Origin of the sequence: Pseudomonas sp. zfem001 (assembly GCF_032621725.1) — a bacterium.
Classification (GTDB): domain Bacteria; phylum Pseudomonadota; class Gammaproteobacteria; order Pseudomonadales; family Pseudomonadaceae; genus Aquipseudomonas; species Aquipseudomonas sediminis.
The window spans coordinates 290,165-307,433 of sequence record NZ_JAVYJI010000006.1; the positions used below are offsets into that span (position 1 = coordinate 290,165).

Annotated in this window: 16 protein-coding genes and 1 pseudogene; 10 read left to right on the top strand and 7 right to left on the bottom strand. The window is 61.6% G+C overall.

Going from position 1 to position 17,269, the window contains the following annotated elements:
- Nucleotides 1–10 precede the first annotated feature (10 nt).
- Together RTH74_RS19865 and RTH74_RS19870 are read left to right on the top strand one after the other, a co-directional pair.
- Nucleotides 11–805 (top strand): substrate-binding periplasmic protein, encoded by a 795-nt coding sequence (locus tag RTH74_RS19865; protein ID WP_125881119.1) that lies wholly within the window; start codon nt 11–13, stop codon nt 803–805.
- Nucleotides 806–843: 38 nt separating this feature from the next.
- Entirely contained in the window at nt 844–1,305 is a 462-nt protein-coding gene (locus RTH74_RS19870; protein WP_125836057.1) for a DUF1456 family protein, read from the top strand.
- 616 nt (nt 1,306–1,921) lie between these two features.
- Here the strand turns inward: RTH74_RS19870 and RTH74_RS19875 are convergent.
- The 4 genes from RTH74_RS19875 to RTH74_RS19890 form a co-directional block, all read right to left on the bottom strand.
- Nucleotides 1,922–2,332, bottom strand: a complete 411-nt coding sequence (locus RTH74_RS19875) for a SufE family protein (protein ID WP_316915797.1) — start codon at nt 2,330–2,332, stop codon at nt 1,922–1,924.
- A gap of 103 nt (nt 2,333–2,435) precedes the next feature.
- Nucleotides 2,436–3,641, bottom strand: coding sequence for a cysteine desulfurase (locus tag RTH74_RS19880; protein ID WP_316915798.1), 1,206 nt, complete (start codon nt 3,639–3,641; stop codon nt 2,436–2,438).
- A gap of 168 nt (nt 3,642–3,809) precedes the next feature.
- Complete coding sequence (gene dapD, locus RTH74_RS19885; protein ID WP_316915799.1) at nt 3,810–4,844, bottom strand: 2,3,4,5-tetrahydropyridine-2,6-dicarboxylate N-succinyltransferase; 1,035 nt, start codon at nt 4,842–4,844, stop codon at nt 3,810–3,812.
- A gap of 38 nt (nt 4,845–4,882) precedes the next feature.
- Nucleotides 4,883–5,230 (bottom strand): ArsC family reductase, encoded by a 348-nt coding sequence (locus RTH74_RS19890; protein WP_099523498.1) that lies wholly within the window; start codon nt 5,228–5,230, stop codon nt 4,883–4,885.
- A 152-nt stretch (nt 5,231–5,382) separates the two neighbouring features.
- On the opposite strand from RTH74_RS19890, the pseudogene RTH74_RS24280 reads away from it, so the two are divergent.
- Nucleotides 5,383–5,634 (top strand): annotated as a pseudogene (locus tag RTH74_RS24280) (cation:proton antiporter); the annotation flags it as partial.
- A gap of 543 nt (nt 5,635–6,177) precedes the next feature.
- On the opposite strand, the gene dapC reads toward RTH74_RS24280, so the two are convergent.
- The 3 genes from dapC to map form a co-directional block, all read right to left on the bottom strand.
- On the bottom strand, nt 6,178–7,374 hold the full coding sequence (gene dapC / locus RTH74_RS19900) for a succinyldiaminopimelate transaminase (protein WP_316915801.1): 1,197 nt from the start codon (nt 7,372–7,374) through the stop codon (nt 6,178–6,180).
- Between the two features lie 37 nt (nt 7,375–7,411).
- Nucleotides 7,412–10,111 (bottom strand): [protein-PII] uridylyltransferase, encoded by a 2,700-nt coding sequence (locus RTH74_RS19905; protein ID WP_316915802.1) that lies wholly within the window; start codon nt 10,109–10,111, stop codon nt 7,412–7,414.
- A gap of 83 nt (nt 10,112–10,194) precedes the next feature.
- A complete protein-coding gene (map, locus tag RTH74_RS19910) occupies nt 10,195–10,983 on the bottom strand; it encodes a type I methionyl aminopeptidase (RefSeq protein ID WP_099523490.1) in 789 nt (262 codons plus the stop codon).
- A gap of 282 nt (nt 10,984–11,265) precedes the next feature.
- Here map and rpsB point away from each other — a divergent pair, with 282 nt between their 5' ends.
- The 7 genes from rpsB to ispC all read left to right on the top strand — a co-directional run bounded on the left by rpsB (nt 11,266) and on the right by ispC (nt 17,246).
- Nucleotides 11,266–12,009 (top strand): 30S ribosomal protein S2, encoded by a 744-nt coding sequence (gene rpsB, locus RTH74_RS19915; protein WP_106734965.1) that lies wholly within the window; start codon nt 11,266–11,268, stop codon nt 12,007–12,009.
- A gap of 128 nt (nt 12,010–12,137) precedes the next feature.
- Nucleotides 12,138–13,001 (top strand): translation elongation factor Ts, encoded by an 864-nt coding sequence (gene tsf / locus RTH74_RS19920; RefSeq protein ID WP_099523486.1) that lies wholly within the window; start codon nt 12,138–12,140, stop codon nt 12,999–13,001.
- A 187-nt stretch (nt 13,002–13,188) separates the two neighbouring features.
- Nucleotides 13,189–13,932, top strand: coding sequence for a UMP kinase (pyrH, locus tag RTH74_RS19925; RefSeq protein WP_004424012.1), 744 nt, complete (start codon nt 13,189–13,191; stop codon nt 13,930–13,932).
- The gene (gene frr, locus RTH74_RS19930; protein WP_099523484.1) at nt 13,929–14,486 is read left to right on the top strand and encodes a ribosome recycling factor; all 558 of its coding nucleotides are present in this window, start codon (nt 13,929–13,931) and stop codon (nt 14,484–14,486) included. Before pyrH ends, frr begins: the two co-directional genes overlap by 4 nt.
- 17 nt (nt 14,487–14,503) lie before the next feature.
- On the top strand, nt 14,504–15,250 hold the full coding sequence (gene uppS, locus RTH74_RS19935) for a polyprenyl diphosphate synthase (RefSeq protein WP_125881129.1): 747 nt from the start codon (nt 14,504–14,506) through the stop codon (nt 15,248–15,250).
- On the top strand, nt 15,250–16,065 hold the full coding sequence (locus RTH74_RS19940; protein ID WP_316915803.1) for a phosphatidate cytidylyltransferase: 816 nt from the start codon (nt 15,250–15,252) through the stop codon (nt 16,063–16,065). The genes uppS and RTH74_RS19940 overlap by 1 nt, the downstream gene beginning before the upstream one ends.
- Nucleotides 16,062–17,246, top strand: coding sequence for a 1-deoxy-D-xylulose-5-phosphate reductoisomerase (ispC, locus tag RTH74_RS19945; protein WP_316915804.1), 1,185 nt, complete (start codon nt 16,062–16,064; stop codon nt 17,244–17,246). Before RTH74_RS19940 ends, ispC begins: the two co-directional genes overlap by 4 nt.
- Nucleotides 17,247–17,269: the final 23 nt, after the last annotated feature.

Genomic DNA, 17,269 nt, shown 5'->3' on the forward strand with positions numbered 1-17,269 from the left:
CTGGGCACGGATGTTCGCCTCCCTGGCGTTGCCTTTGTTGTGGGTGGCGATGGGACCGGTTCAGGCTGAACCTAAGAAGTTGTTTATCGGTACCGGCGACTGGGCGCCTTACGTCGATCAGGAGCGTAGTGACGGTGGTGCTCTGGCGCGTCTGATCAGCGCTGTCTTTGCTGAGGCGGGCTATCAGGTCGAGTACGTCTTTCGTCCCTGGGACCGCAATGTGCTGATGCTGCAGCAGGGGCAGTTGCACGCGATCATGCCCTACAGCTGTACGCCCAGCCGGCTCAACTATGGGATTTGTAGCGACACGCTGGTGCGCGGAGAGATAGTCCTGTTCCATCGTCGCGAGCAGGCGTTCGACTGGACTACGGTCGAGGATTTACTGAGCTACCGCATTGGCACGACTCTGGGTTACTCCTACGGCCCGGCGTTCGATGCAGCGTTGCAGGCCGGTCGGCTCAACGTCGAGCAAAATGGCAAGGAAGACACCAGCTTCCGTCTGCTTGAACTGGGGCGCATCGACTTGCACCCGCAGGATCGTGCTGTGGGTTACGCCATGTTGCGCCGGCTGTTTCCAAAAGACGGCGGTAACATCATTCACCATCCGCGTCAGCTCAATACAGAGCCTTTGCGCCTGTTGTTTCGCAAGGATGATCCGGAAAGTGTCATGCTGTTGCGCAAGTTCAATGCCGGGCTGCGTGAGTTCGCCAATCGTGGTGATCTGCAGCGACTGCAGCAGGCACTCAACTCCGGCGATGCCGATGACTGGAAACCCAGCCAGTCAACTCCGCTGGCGCGAGATTGAACGGCACTCGCCGAATTCCGTTCTCAAGAGTCTTTTGCATGCTCAATAACGATGTACTGCGCAGCCTGCGCTATCTGTTAGACGTCAGCGACGCCAAGCTGGAAGAACTCTGCCGGCTGGCGGATTATCCCGTCGAGCCGGGTTTGATCTCGGCCTGTCTGTTGCACGAGGACGAGCCAGGCTATCGCTCGTGCAACGATGTGCTGCTGGCGCACGTGCTCGAAGGGCTGGTGTTCCACAAGCGTGGCAAGGACGACAGCCGGCCGCGCTTGCCGGTGGAAAAGCGCCTGACCAACAACCTGATCCTGAAGAAGCTGCGCGTGGCCTTCGAGCTGCGTGACGATGATATTCAGTCCATTCTGCAAGCGGCTGACCTGCCGATGACCAAGACCGAGCTCAGCGCACTGTTCCGTGCGCCGGGGCACAAGCATTTTCGCGAGTGCGGCGACCAGATTCTGCGCAATTTCCTGCGGGGTTTGACCTTGCGTGAGCGGGGCTGAGCCTCGCTGCACAATGCCTAGATGATTTCGGCGGTTGACCGCTGCCGGCGGCGCGGGATCAGCAATATGCCCAAGGCTACCCCCCAGAACGCTGGTCAACAGATCCCCTGTGATAGCGCCTACGCTGTTCCAGCCAGTCTCAGGCAATATGCAGTCGTAGCTGACGCTGGTGAGCGCACCGAATTGCAAGGGTTGCTGATCCAGGGGTTGTCCCAGGTTGTACTGGGGGATGGCGGCCCAGTCATCACGGATGCGCTGCGTTTCTTCTGGGCTGCATAGATTGCTATAGAAACTGATGCTGCCCAGGGCGATCAATCCGAATGCGGCCAAGCCGCTGGTGACGAGACGCCGATTCGGAGCCATCAGCGCCAGGCAAATCCCGGCAAGCAGACCGGACAAGAGCAGGATCAAGATGAAGGGGTGCATTGGCAGCACCTCGTAAACGGCGTCCGGCAGAAATGCCAGCATTCCTCCAAGAAACTGAGGGCCGAAGTAAACCAAGGCGATGCTGAGCAGGGCGGCTAGCCCTACGCGGATAAAAATAGGCATGACTCGCTCCATGAGTTTGAGGGCCGCGAGCATACATCATCGATGCCGGGCGATGCCGAACCGGCTTCTAGCTTTCTTGCGCCAGTTCTCGCATGCGCTGCAGCACCGCATTGAGCCCATTGCTGCGTGACGGCGAGAGCTGCCGTTGCAGGCCCAATTGTCCAAACCAGTCGACCAGGTCGAGCGCCGCCAGTTTGTCACCGCTAAGGCCATCGACCCGCGCCAGCAATACGGCAAGCAGGCCGCGTAGCAGGCGAGCGTCGCTATTGGCGCGAAAGTGCAGGTGCTCACCATGGCGCTCGGCGATCAGCCAGACCAGGCTCTCGCAGCCATGCACACGGTGCTCGTCGACCCGCTCGGCGTCGCTCAATGGCGCCAGGCGCTCACCCCATTGCATCAGCAGGCGCGCGCGCTGCTCCCAGCCGGGGCAGGCGGTAAAAGCTGCCAGTGCTTCCTGAGCGGCGACTGGCAGGCTCATGGCGAGAGACTCCCGTAGCATGTAGGAGCGGCTTCAGCCGCGATGGACCGGGTGTAGATATTCGCGGCTGAAGCCACTCCTGCAACGAGCAATTGGCGGAATTTCATCGCAGCAGTTCCAGGGCGTTATCCAGGGCGCTGAAGAAGCGCTGCAGGTCCTCGCCGTCGTTGTACAGGCCGAGCGACACGCGAATCGCACCATTCAGGCCGAGGCCTTTCATCAGCGGCATGGCGCAGTGATGCCCGGCGCGCACGGCGATACCCTGTTCGCTGAGCAGGTGCGCCAGGTCGGCGTTATGCACGCCATCGACACAAAAGCTGGCCAGGGCCAATTGGGGTTGGCCCAGCAGGCGAACACCGTCACGCGCCTGCAGGCCGGCCAGCAGTTCGGCATGCAGGGTCGCCTCATGACGTGCCACGGCTGCGTGATCCAGGCCGTTCAGCCAGTCCAGTGCAGCGCCCAGTGCGATTACCGCAGAAACCGCTGGTGTGCCGGCCTCGAAACCCAGTGGAGCAGGGCGAAAGCGCGCTTCGTGGTAGTCGGCATCGAGCACCATCTCGCCGCCGAATTGCCAGTGCTGCAATTGGCCCAACGCTTCGCGGCGGCCATATAGCAGGCCGACGCCATCCGGGCCGTAGAGCTTGTGCGACGAGCAGACGTAGAAGTCGCAGCTCAGCGCTTGCAGGTCATGACGACCATGCACCGCCCCTTGAGCGCCGTCGACCACAGTGAGGGCGCCTTGCGTGCGTGCCAGTGCCAGCAGCTCGTCCAGCGACTGCCAGCGACCCAGTACGTTGGACAGTTGCGAGACTGCCAGCAGGCGGGTGCGTGGGCCGATCAGCCGGGCCGCTTGTTGCAGGTCGATGCTGCCAGCGTTATCGAGCGGAAGGACCACCAGTTCCAGGCCGCGACGCTTGGCCAGTTGCTGCCAGGGCAGCAGGTTGGCGTGGTGTTCTAGTGCGCTGATGACGATCTGCTCGCCCGGCTGCAGCAAGTGCTCCAGGCCGTAGGCCAGCAGGTTCAATGATTCGGTGGTGCCGCGGGTAAAGATGATCTCCTCGGCGCTGGCCGCATTCAGCCACTGCGCCGCCTGGCTGCGTGTCGCCTCAAAGGCACGGGTGGCGCGTTCGCCTGGCAGATGCTGGGCGCGATGCACGTTGGCCACGCCGCTGGCCAGGTAGCCGAGCAAAGCGTCCAGCACCGCCTGCGGTTTTTGCGCAGTGGCGGCGCTGTCCAGGTAGGTCTGGCCTTCGGCTGCGAGGGCGAGAATGCCGGGGAAGTCGGCACGCCAGGGGGAGATCAGTGACATGGATGCTTCCAGAGATCATCCGGCGGTTAAAAGTTGGGTTTAACGTGTAGCGAGCGACGGCCAGACAAGGCGCGATAAGGCGAGGACGCGGAATTTACTGGTGTAAATGAGCGTCCGAGCCTTATTGCAACGCAGTATGGGCTAGCGCAGCAGCGTTAAACCAACTTTTCAGTTGTGGGCGTGCAGGGCTTCGTTCAGCTCAATGGCCGACTTGTGGGTCTTGCACTCCACGGCGCCGGTCAGTGAGTTGCGACGGAAAAGCAGGTCAGGCTGACCAGCCAGGTCGCGCGCCTTGACCACCTTGACCAGGGCGTTGCCCTCGTCGAGCAGGTTCACCTTGGTGCCGGCGGTGATGTACAGACCGGCTTCGACGGTGTTGCGGTCACCCAGCGGGATGCCGATACCGGCGTTGGCGCCGATCAGGCAGCCTTCGCCGACGCTGATGATGATGTTGCCGCCACCGGACAGGGTACCCATGGTCGAGCAACCGCCGCCCAGGTCCGAGCCCTTGCCGACGAATACGCCAGCGGAAACGCGGCCTTCGATCATGCCCGGGCCTTCGGTGCCGCCGTTGAAGTTGACGAAGCCTTCGTGCATCACGGTGGTGCCTTCACCGATATAGGCGCCCAGGCGCACACGGGCGCTGTCGGCGATACGCACGCCGGCCGGTACCACGTAGTCGGTCATTTTCGGGAACTTGTCCACCGAGAATACTTCCAGCAGCTCGCCCTTCAGGCGCGCTTCCAGTTGACGCTCGGCCAGCTCGTTCAGGTCGACAGCGCCCTGGCTGGTCCAGGCCACGTTGGGCAGCAGCGGGAAGATGCCGGCCAGGCTGAGGCCGTGCGGCTTGACCAGACGATGCGACAGCAGGTGCAGCTTGAGGTAGGCCTCCGGGGTGCTGGTCAGGGCGGCGTCTTCAGCCAGGAAGGTGGCGACCAGCGGATTGTGGCTTTCGGCCAGGCGGGTCAGCAGCGCCGCTTGTGCAGAGTCCACGCCTTTCAGGGCTTCGGCCAGATCGGCGGCTTGCGCAGTGGTAAAGGTGATGGCCTGGTTGCCGCCTTGATAGCCGAGCTTCTCAGTGGCCTTGGCCACTAGCTCGCTGGCCGGGTTGAGCAGCGGCAGGGCGTAGAAGACTTCCAGCCAGTTGCCCTGGCGGTTCTGGGTGCCAACACCAAAGGCGATGCTGTAAAGGGAGGTGCTCATTAAGATGGGTTCCTTGCAACGAAATCGGGTGAGAGTGATCAGGCCAGCGCGGCTTGGTAGTTATCCGGCTTGAAGCCGACCAAGGTCTTGTCGCCCAGGTCGAGTACCGGACGCTTGATCATCGATGGCTGGGCCAGCATCAGTTCGATGGCCTTGGCCTGGTCGAGATCGGCTTTCTGCGCGTCGTCCAGTTTGCGGAAGGTGGTGCCTGCACGGTTCAGGATGGTCTGCCAGCCATGCTCGTTGCACCACTTTTCCAGGTTTGCACGGTCGATTCCGACGCTCTTGTAGTCGTGAAAGGCATAGTCGACCTGGTGTTCATCGAGCCAGGTTCTGGCCTTTTTCATCGTGTCGCAGGCCTTGATGCCATACAGGACGTAACTCATTGATCTTCCTCTGATGAGTGGCGTGCCGGAAGGTCCGGTAAATACGGCGGGCCATTATGCCACGTCGTGTCCTTGCATGGCGGTGGCTGTCGCTGCGATGTGTTACGGCGCTAGAATCACGGCCTCCCGCTCGTTCCCGCCGGTTCCACGCCATGCAATTGCTCTACACCATTCTGACCATGTTGCTGGTGGTCAGTGGCACCCGCATTACCGCCCAGTTCATTCCCCTGCCACTGCCGCTGCTGCAGATTCTGATCGGTGCGCTGCTGGCGATTCCCGTGTTGGGGCTGCATGTGCGGCTCGATCCCGAGTTGTTTCTGCTGTTGTTCATCCCGCCGTTGCTGTTCGTTGATGGCTGGCGCATGCCCAAGGGGCAGTTTCGCCAGTTGCGCACGCCGATCCTGCTACAACTTCCGCAGGACAACGCCGCCCTGCGCGAGCGTGAACTCAATCGCCACCGTGCGCTGATGCTGGAGTCGGCGATTCGCTACCTGGAGTCCGAAGATGAGCGCGCGGCCGATGCCGAGGGCGCGATCACCTCGGTGGAGGTGAAGGCGCGGCTGATGAGCGAGTACCGCGATCTGCTGGAGCGCGCCCATGATGGCGACGAAGCACGCGAGCAGCAGCGTGAAGTGGACCGTTTGGAGTATCGCTTGCGCCTGCAGGCGCTGCGCACCCAACGGCTGGAGCTGTATCGCATGCGCAAGGACAACGAGTTGGACGACGATATGCTGACCGAGATCCTGCGTGATCTGGATATCGCCGAGGCGCGCCTGCACAAGAGTTGAGTCACGGATAGGCGTAGCCCGGATGCAATCCGGGAGGCCTTGGGCGGGCTATCCCCGGATTGCATCCGGGCTACGGAGTCAGAGGTTCGCGGCTAAAGCCCCTCCTACAAATCAATTAGCTGTGGGAGGGGCTTTAGCCGCGACTGCTTCTGAAGTCGCTCAGGCGCCGCGAATGAAGCGGGCGATGCGCTCGGCGGCTTCGATGCACTCGGCCAGTGGTGCAACCAGCGCCATGCGTACACGGCCGGCGCCAGGGTTGACGCCGTTCACTTCGCGCGACAGGTACGAGCCCGGCACTACGGTAACGTGCTCGGCGGCGAACAGGTCGCGGGTGAACAGGGTGTCATCACCCGGGGTGCGTGCCCACAGGTAGAAGCCACCATCCGGGCGTTGCACGTCCATCACCGGGGCGAGGATGTCCAGCACGGCGGCGAACTTCTCGCGGTACATATCGCGGTTGGCGCGTACGTGCGCTTCGTCGTTCCAGGCGGCAACGCTGGCCAGCTGGGTTTGTACCGGCATGGCGCAGCCGTGGTAGGTGCGGTACAGCAAGAAGTGCTTGAGGATGCTGGCGTCACCGGCGACGAAGCCCGAGCGCAGCCCTGGCAGGTTGGAACGCTTGGACAGGCTGTGGAACACCACGCAGCGGGCGAAATCGCTGCGGCCCAGCTCGGCGCAGGCGCTGAGCAGGCCGGGCGGTGGTGCGTCTTCATCGAAATACAGCTCGCTGTAGCACTCGTCGGCGGCGATGACGAAGTCGTGCTCGTCAGCCAGGGAGATCAGTTTCTTCAGCGTCTCAACCGGGATCAGCGCACCCGTGGGGTTGCCCGGCGAGCAGAGGAACAGGATCTGGCAGCGCTTCCAGATTTCCGCCGGCACGGCATCGAAGTCCGGGTTGAAACCGTGGGCTTCCAGACACGGCAGGTAGTGTGGCTCGGCACCGGCGAGGAAGGCCGCACCTTCGTAGATCTGATAGAAGGGGTTGGGGCTGATCACCAGGCCCTTGGCGTTGCGGTCGACCACCGCCTGAGTGAAGGCGAACAGCGCTTCGCGCGTGCCATTGACCGGCAGCACGTGGCGCGCAGCATCCAGCCAGCCGCCGGGCACGCCGAAACGGCGCTCGCACCAGGTGGCGATGCTCTGGCGCAGCTCTGGCAGGCCGAGCGTGGTCGGGTAGACAGCGAGCTTGTCGAGATTGGCGGTTAGCGCCTGGCCGACGAAGTCCGGCGAACGATGCTTGGGTTCGCCGATGGACAGCGCGATCGGACGCTTGTCAGCGGCCGGTTGTACGCTGCCGAGCAGTTCGCGCAGTTTCTCGAAGGGGTAGGGCTGGAGCTGGTCGAGGGCTGGATTCATCGTTATCTCGTTTACGTCGGAAAGCGGGGCGGCTCGATCAAATATTTATCTGCAGGCTCTGCGGTTGAATGCTCGGCTCTGACAGGCGGCGGACGATGGTTTCCTGCAGGCGCGCGCAGAGCTCGGGGTCGGACAGCGGCTGGTTGTTGGCGTCGGTGACGAAGAACACGTCCTCGACGCGCTCGCCCAGGGTGGCGATCTTGGCGTTCTGCAGCGACAGGTCGTATTCGAGGAAGATGCGCCCGATGCGCGCCAGCAGGCCGGGGCGGTCCGGTGCGGTCAGCTCGAGGATGGTCACCGGGCGCTGCGCGTCGTTGTGGATGGTCACCTGCGGCGCGAAGGCGAAGTGCTTGAGCTGGCGCGGTACGCGGCGCTGAATGATGGTCGGGTAGTCGTCCGGGTTCTTCAGCGCTTCGATCAGGCCTTCGCGAATCTGCTGGATACGCGCGGGGTTGTTACCGATGGAGCCGCCGTCGGCATCCAGCACCACGTAGGTGTCGAGGGTGAACTGGCTGGTGGAGGTGATGATCCGAGCGTCGTGAATATTTAGGTTGAGCTGGCTCATCGCGGCCACGGTCACGGCGAAGAAGTCATGCTGGTCCGGCGCGTAGATGAAGATCTGCGTGCCGCCCTCGAATTCGCGCTGGGTGGTTTCCTTCATCAATACCAGCGGGCCGCCATCGTTGGGGTGCTGGAGAATGGCGTCGGTATGCCAGGCCACGTCGGTGGCGGTGTGACGCAGGAAGTAGTCGTCGCCGAGCTGGCTCCACAGCTGTTCGGCGTCGTCCGGGTCGGTGCCGCCGCGTACCAGGGTGTCCAGGGCCGCGCTTTGCGTCTGGCGAATCTGCTCTTCACGGTCCAGCGGGTTCTCCAGGCCGCGGCGCAGGGCGCGCTTGGTCTCGGTGTAGAGCTGGCGCAGCAGGCTGGCGCGCCAGGAGTTCCACAGGCTGGGGTTGGTGGCGTTGATATCGGCCACGGTCAGTACATAGAGGTAGTCCAGGTGAGTCTGGTCGCCGACGAACTGGGCGAAGTCGTGGATCACCTGCGGGTCGGAGAGGTCCTTGCGCTGCGCAGTGGTGGACATCACCAGGTGGTGCTGCACCAGCCAGACGATCAGTGCACTGTCCCAGGTCGGCAGGTGATGGCGGCGGGCGAAGGCCTCGGCGTCCACTGCGCCCAGTTCCGAATGGTCGCCGCCACGGCCCTTGCCGATGTCGTGATACAGGCCGGCGAGGTAGATCAGTTCCGGCTTGGGCAGCTTGTCGATCAGTTTGCTGGCCAGCGGGAATTTCTCCGCCAGTTCCGGCCAGCGGAACTTGCGCAGGTGCTTGATCAGGTTGAGCGTGTGCGCGTCGACCGTATAGATGTGGAACAGGTCGTGCTGCATCTGCCCGACGATATGGCCGAACTCAGGCAGGTAACGGCCGAGAATGCCGTAGCGGTTCATCCGCCGCAGGTTGCGGTGAATACCTTCCCTGCACTTGAACAGTTCGATGAACAGGCTGGTGTTGCGGATATCCTTGCGGAACTCGTCGTCGATCAGGTGGCGGCTGTCGCGCAGCAGGCGAATGCTGTCGGCGCGTACACCTTTGATTTCCGGGTGCTGCGCCATCAGCACGAAAATTTCGATGATGGCGAAGGGCGTGCGTTTGAACACGTTCGGGTGGGTGACTTCGATGTAGCGGTCGCGCACCTGGAAACGGCTGTTCAGCGGTGTGGCCGGGTTGCTTTCGCCGGCGCGCAGGATGACTTCCTCGAAGTGCTGGTTGATCAGGTCCGACAGTTCGGAAATCCCCATCACCACGCGGTAGTACTTCTGCATGAAGTGTTCGATGCTGCGTTTGCCTTCTCCGTCCTTGTAGCCGAACAGGGCGGCGATCTTCACCTGGTAATCGAACAGCAAACGGTCTTCGGCGCGTCCGGCGAGCATGTGCAGGGCGTAGCGCACCTTCCACAAGAATTCCTGGCTGGAGGAGAGCAGGGCGTACTCGCTTTCCAGCAGAAAGCCATGGCCGACCAGGGCCTGCAGGTTGAGCGTGCCGAACTGGCGGCGCGCGACCCAGAGCACGGTCTGGATGTCGCGCAAACCACCCGGCGAGCCTTTGACGTTGGGTTCGAGGTTGTACTCGGTGTCGTTGTACTTGCCATGGCGGGCTTTGCGTTCTTCTCGCTTGGCCAGATAGAAGTGCTTGCTCGGCCACATGGCGTCGGTGCTGGTCACCTGCTGCATGCGCTGGCGCAGGTGCTCTGGGCCGGCGATGGTGCGGCTTTCCATCAGGTTGGTGATCACCGTCAGGTCAGCGCGTGCCTCCTCGGCGCATTCGTCGACCGAGCGCACGCTCTGGCCGACCTCCAGGCCGATGTCCCAGAGCAGGGTGAGAAAGCCCTCGATGGGCTCGCGGAAGATTTCGTGGTCGCTGCTGTCGAGCAGGATCAGCAGGTCGATGTCCGAATAGGGGTGCAACTCGCCACGACCGTAGCCGCCGACTGCGAGCAGGGCGATGTCGGCGTCCTCGCTCCAGGTGAAGCGCTTCCAGGCTTCCTGCAGGATCTGATCGACGAACCAGGCGCGATCCTCGACAAGTCGGCGAATGTCGCGGCCGTCGCGAAAGCGCGCATCGAGCACTTCATGCGCACCGCGGATGGCCTTCTTGAATGCGGCGATGGGGCTGGATTTTAACGCCAGCTCGGCCTGGAACTGACCGCGGTCAAACAGTTCGGGGTCCATCTGCGGCATGCAGTTGCCTTCCTTATTAAGGGGTCGTAGGGTGCGCCGTGCGCACCGTTTCAGTTCATGGTGCGCATGGCGCACCCTACGAGTCAGTGGCCAGCTGAGGTGCGCGCGATGGTGTCATCGCTGCGCAGGGTGAAAATCTCGTAGCCATCGGCGGTGACCAGCACGGTGTGCTCCCATTGCGCCGAGAGCTTGCGGTCCTTGGTGATGGCGGTCCAGCCGTCGCCGAGCAGGCGGGTTTCCGGGCGACCCTGGTTGATCATAGGCTCGATGGTGAAGGTCATGCCTTCCTTGAGCTCCATGCCGGTGCCGGCCTTGCCGTAATGCAGCACCTGGGGCTCCTCGTGGAAGACCGCGCCAATGCCATGGCCGCAGTATTCGCGGACCACGGAGAAACCGTTCTTTTCCGCGTGCTTCTGGATCACTTCGCCGATATCGCCCAGGCGGGTGCCGGGTTTGACCAGCTCGATGCCTTTATACATGCATTCCTGGGTGATCTTGGCCAGGCGCTCGGCCCACTCGGCCACCTTGCCGACCATGAACATCTTGCTGGTATCGCCGTGGTAGCCGTCCTTGATCACGGTCACGTCGATGTTCAGCACGTCGCCGTCTTTCAGTGGCTTGTCGTTGGGGATGCCGTGGCACACCACGTGGTTGATCGAGGTGCAGATCGACTTGGGAAAACCCTTGTAGTTGAGCGGGGCGGGAATCGCCTGCTGCACGTTGACGATATAGTCATGGCAGATGCGGTCGATTTCCTCAGTGGTGACGCCTGGCTTGACGTGCTCACCGATCATTTCCAGCACTTCGGCGGCCAGGCGGCCAGCGACGCGCATTTTCTCGATTTCTTCGGCGGATTTGATGGTGACGGTCATATGAAGCTCTCGGGCACGAACGGAAAGGTCGCTATATTAGCAGCTTCGCTGTGCCAGCCCCAAAGGGCGCCGCAACCGCTGCAGGACGTTACTGCGTTGTTTGCCAGCTTTTGTAGCCTGAGCCGGCTTTGTGTGGTATAAAACGCGCCGCTTTACGGGCACTAAGCCCGAAAGCTTAAACCCACACACGTATCGACACGGTTTCCTGGGTGCCTTTCGACAAGTTCGAGGGTTGGAAGCTGGGATGCGTGGAGGCCTAACCCGACTTATCAAGGAACTATCATGTCCCAAGTCAACATGCGCGATATGCTGAAGGCCGGTGTGCACTTCGGCCACCAGACCCGTTACTGGAACCCGAAAATGGGCAAGTACATTTTCGGCGCGCGCAACAAGATTCACATCATCAACCTCGAAAAAACCCTGCCGATGTTCAACGAAGCTCAGGCTTTCGTTGAGAAGCTGGCTGCTGGCAAGAACAAGATCCTGTTCGTCGGCACCAAGCGTTCCGCTGGCAAGATCGTTCGCGAAGAAGCTGCTCGTTGCAACTCGCCGTTCGTCGATCACCGCTGGTTGGGCGGCATGCTGACCAACTACAAAACCATCCGCGCCTCGATCAAGCGTCTGCGTGAGCTGGAAGTTCAGTCCCAGGACGGTACTTTCGCCAAGCTGACCAAGAAAGAAGCCCTGATGCGTTCGCGTGATCTGGAAAAACTGGATCGCAGCCTGGGCGGTATCAAGGACATGGGCGGCCTGCCGGACGCACTGTTCGTAATCGACGTTGACCACGAGCGCATCGCTATCACCGAAGCCAACAAACTGGGCATCCCGGTTATCGGCATCGTCGATACCAACAGCAGCCCGGAAGGCGTTGACTACATCATCCCGGGTAACGACGACGCCATCCGCGCCATCCAGCTGTACATGGGTGCCATGGCCGACGCCGTGATTCGTGGTCGCAGCAACGCTGGCGGCGCCACTGAAGAGTTCATCGAAGAAGCCGCGGCTGCCGAGAGCGCCGAAGGCTAAGCGGTAACGCAAAGCATCTAGCGTTACGCGCTGTGCAAAAAGGGGGCTAGGCCCCCTTTTTGCCACTCAAAGATTTGATCGTCCGTGATGCGGGCGATGGTTGAAGACCTACCGAGAGGATTTTCAAAATGGCAGAGATTACTGCAGCACTGGTTAAAGAACTGCGCGAGCGTACCGGCGAAGGCATGATGGATTGCAAAAAGGCCTTGACCAAGGCTGGCGGCGACATCGAAAAAGCCATCGACGATATGCGCGCTTCCGGCGCCATCAAAGCTGCCAAAAAGGCTGGCAACGTTGCTGCTGAAGGCGCTATCGCCGTCAAGGCCGACGGTAAGGCCGCCGTGCTGATCGAAGTTAACTCGCAGACCGACTTCCTGGCTCTGCAGGACGACTTCAAGAATTTCGTTACCAGCAGCGTAGACAAGGCATTCGCTGACAAGCTGACCGACGCGGCTCCGCTGATCGAAGCTCAGGAAGCCGAGCGTACCGCTCTGGTCGCCAAAGTAGGCGAAAACGTCAACATCCGTCGTCTGGTACGTGTTGAGGGTGACGTTGTCGGTTCCTACCTGCATGGCAATAAGATCGGTGTTGCCGTTGTTCTGAAGGGCGGCGACGTCGAGCTGGCCAAAGACATCGCGATGCACGTTGCTGCAAGCAACCCGGAATTCCTGCTGCCAAGCGACGTTTCGGCTGAAGCGATCGAGCGCGAGAAGGCTGTCTTCCTGCAACTGAACGAAGAGAAGCTCAAGGGCAAGCCTGCCGATATCGCCGAGAAGATGGTTGCCGGCCGTATCTCCAAGTTCCTGGCAGAAGCCAGCCTGGTTGAGCAGGCGTTCGTCAAGAACCCGGAAATCAAGGTCGGTGAGCTGGCCAAGAAAGCTGGCGCTGAAATCGTTTCCTTCACCTACTTCAAAGTGGGCGAAGGCATCGAGAAGCCGGTTGACAACTTTGCTGAAGAAGTTGCTGCCCAGCTGGCCGCCAGCAAGCAGTAATCGTTTTCGGTACGTGTCCCCAAAGAGGCTGCCCGTTTGCGCGGGCGGCCTCTTTGCCGAATAAGGGATGACGAATAAAGTAGCGGTCGTTTCAATGAACGGCCGTTGGCGCTGTCGAAGTGCCGGATAATCGCAGCGCTCGAACGCGTTGCTGACGAATTTCATATCGCCGCAGGAGAGACTTGCAATGGCTCAGCAGACAACTGGTCGCCAACCTCGCTACAAACGCATTCTGCTCAAACTTAGCGGCGAGGCCCTGATGGGCTCGGAAGATTTCGGCATCGATCCCAAGGTGCTCGACCGTATGGCGCTTGAAGTCGGCCAGCTAGTCGGCATCGGCGTGCAAGTCGGCCTGGTGATTGGTGGCGGCAACCTGTTCCGTGGCGCGGCGTTGTCCGCTGCGGGTATGGATCGCGTAACCGGCGACCACATGGGCATGCTGGCGACCGTCATGAACGCGCTGGCCATGCGCGATGCGCTGGAGCGCTCGAACATCCCGGCCATCGTCATGTCGGCGATCTCCATGGTCGGCGTGACCGATCACTATGACCGCCGCAAGGCCATGCGCCACCTGAAGACCGGTGAGGTAGTAATTTTCGCTGCTGGCACCGGCAACCCCTTCTTTACTACCGACTCGGCTGCCTGCCTGCGTGCCATCGAAATCGATGCGGACGTTGTACTGAAGGCGACCAAGGTCGATGGCGTGTACACTGCCGACCCGTTCAAAGACCCGCATGCCGAGAAGTTCGAGCGCCTGACTTATGACGAGGTGCTCGATCGCAAGCTGGGTGTGATGGATCTGACGGCCATCTGCCTGTGCCGCGATCACAACATGCCGCTGCGGGTCTTCAACATGAACAAGCCCGGCGCACTGCTGAACGTTGTAGTGGGTGGCGCCGAAGGAACACTGATCGAGGAGGATGCACAATGATCAACGACATCAAGAAAGACGCTCAGGAACGCATGAGCAAGTCCCTGGAAGCGCTGGGTCGTAACCTGGCTTCCATTCGTACCGGTCGTGCCCATCCGAGCATTCTCGACAGCATCAAGGTACCGGCCTGGGGCAGCGACATGCCGCTCAATCAGGTAGCAGCGATCACCGTTGAGGACGCGCGTACCCTGAAGATCGTCGCGCATGACAAGACTCTCGGCGCTGCGATCGAGAAAGCCATCCTGACCTCGGACCTGGGTCTGAACCCGAGCAGCGCTGGTTCCACCATTCGTGTGCCGATGCCGGCCCTGACCGAGGAAACCCGCAAGGGCTACACCAAGCAGGCGCGCGGCGTTGCCGAAGATGCCAAGGTCGCCGTGCGTAACGTGCGTCGCGATGCTTTGGCCGAGCTGAAGAAGCTGTCCAAGGCCAAGGAAATCAGCGAAGACGAAGAACGTCGCGCTGCAGATGAGCTGCAGAAGATCACCGACAAGTTCATCGGTGATGTCGACAAGGCGCTCGAGGTGAAAGAAGCGGACCTGATGGCTGTTTGACGGCTGGGCGCCCATACATGGACAAGAACAAGCAGGGTGCGGTGCCGCGGCATGTCGCCATCATCATGGATGGCAACAACCGATGGGCGAAGAAGCGCCTGTTGCCGGGTGTGGCGGGGCACAAGGCCGGGGTCGACGCGGTTCGCGCGGTGATCGAGGTCTGTGCCGAGTCTGGCGTCGAGGTGCTGACCCTGTTCGCCTTCTCCAGCGAGAACTGGCAGCGTCCGGCCGAAGAGGTTGGCGCGCTGATGGAGCTGTTCCTGGGGGCGCTGCGTCGTGAGGCCAAGCGGCTGCTGGATAACGACATCGGCCTGCGCATCATTGGGGACCGCTCGCGGTTTCATCCCGAGTTGCAGGCGGCCATGCGCGACGCCGAGCTGCTGACAGCCGGAAACCGTCGTTTCACCTTGCAGATCGCTGCCAACTACGGCGGTCAGTGGGATATCGCTCAGGCCGCTCAGCGTTTGGCCCGTGAAGTGCAGGCAGGCCATCTGCAGCCTGAAGACATCACGCCGCAATTGCTTCAGGGCTGCCTGGCCACCGGTGACCTGCCGTTACCCGACCTGTGCATTCGCACTGGGGGCGAGCACCGCATCAGCAACTTCCTTCTCTGGCAGTTCGCTTACAGCGAACTGTACTTTTCCGACCTCTATTGGCCGGACTTCAAGCATGAGGCCATGCGCAAGGCGCTGGCTGATTTCGCTACCCGCCAGCGTCGCTTCGGCAAGACCAGCGAGCAGGTGGAAGCTGAGGCGCGCTCTTAATGCTCAAACAACGAATCATCACGGCTTTGGTGCTGTTGCCCATCGCCCTGGGCGGTTTTTTTCTGCTCGATGGCGGTGCCTTTGCCCTGTTCATCGGTGCAGTGGTCACGCTGGGTGCCTGGGAATGGGCGCGTCTGGCAGGGTTCGAGGCTCAGTCGCTGCGTGTGACCTACGCGGCTGCAGTGGCCGTTTTGCTCGGCCTGCTGTACATGGTGCCTGTCGTTGCCCCGCTGCTGCTGGTGGTGGCTGTGCTGTGGTGGTTGGTCGCCACCTTTCTGGTAATGACCTACCCCGATAGCAGTCGTTTCTGGGGCGGAGTGCCGGGGCGTTTGCTGATTGGTTTGCTGATTCTGCTGCCGGCTTGGCAGGGTCTGGTTCTGCTCAAGCAGTGGCCGCAAGCCAATGCGCTGATCATCGCCGTTATGGTGTTGGTCTGGGGCGCGGACATTGGTGCTTACTTTTCCGGAAAAACCTTTGGCAAGCGCAAACTGGCGCCCAAAGTCAGTCCGGGCAAGAGCTGGGAAGGCCTCTATGGTGGTCTCGCGGCCAGTCTGTTGATCACCCTGTTGGTCGGGCTGCAGCAAGGCTGGTCCGCTGGTGGGCTGCTGCTGGCTCTTGCCGGTGCTGCCGTGGTGGTGCTGATTTCCGTGGTTGGCGACTTGACCGAAAGCATGTTCAAGCGTCAGTCCGGGATCAAGGACAGCAGCAATCTGCTTCCGGGTCACGGCGGTGTGCTGGATCGCATCGACAGCCTGACGGCGGCCATTCCGCTGTTCGCTGCATTGCTCTGGCTCGCGGGTTGGGGCGCGCTGTGAGCGCAGTGCAGCAGGTCACCGTGCTGGGGGCTACTGGCTCTATCGGCCTCAGCACGTTGGATGTGATCGCGCGCCATCCTGAGCGCTACAGCGTCTTCGCGCTGACGGGCTTTTCGCGCTTGGCAGAGCTGCAGGTGCTGTGCGTGCAGCATCGCCCGCGCTACGCGGTGGTGCCTGATGACGATTCAGCGCTCGAGTTGCAGAACAATTTGCGCGCTGCCGGGCTGGCGACCGAAGTGCTGGTTGGCGAAGCAGGGCTGTGCGCCGTCTCTGCCGACGCCGCCGTCGATTGCGTAATGGCGGCCATTGTTGGCGCTGCGGGCCTCAAGCCGACCCTGGCAGCCGTGCAGGCCGGCAAGAAAGTGCTGCTGGCGAATAAGGAAGCCCTGGTGATGTCCGGCGCCTTGTTCATGCAGGCGGTCAAGCAGAGCGGGGCGGTGCTGTTGCCCATCGATAGCGAGCACAACGCGATTTTCCAATGCTTGCCGGGCGACTATTCGCGCGGTCTGCAGGCGGTTGGTGTGCGTCGCGTACTACTGACGGCTTCCGGTGGGCCTTTTCGCGAAACGCCGTTGGCCGATCTGGAGCATGTCACGCCGGAGCAGGCGTGCGCGCATCCGAACTGGTCGATGGGGCGCAAGATCTCGGTCGATTCGGCCAGCATGATGAACAAGGGGCTCGAGTCGATCGAAGCCTGCTGGCTATTCGATGCCCGCCCCGAGCAGATCGAGGTGGTCATCCACCGGCAGAGCGTGATTCATTCGCTGGTCGATTACATCGACGGTTCGGTACTGGCCCAGCTGGGTAATCCGGACATGCGCACGCCCATCGCGCATGCTTTGGCCTGGCCGGAGCGTATCGACTCGGGCGTATCGCCTCTGGATCTGTTTACCGTCGGTCGACTGGATTTCGAACGTCCCGACGAGCAGCGTTTCCCCTGTTTGCGCCTGGCGCGTGAGGCAGCGCAGGTCGGCGGCAGTGCGCCGGCGACGCTCAACGCGGTCAATGAGGTGGCAGTCGAGGCTTTCCTTCAGCGGCGCATCCGTTTCACTGATATCGCGCGTATGATTGAGTCCGTGTTGAACGCCCAGCCTGTGCAGGCTGTCGAAGCGCTCGACGCAGTATTCGAGGCCGATGCCCGTGCGCGTGAACTGGCTGGGCAGTGGCTCGTTGGTCGTTGATCACGCCGACGTTGGTCTTGTAC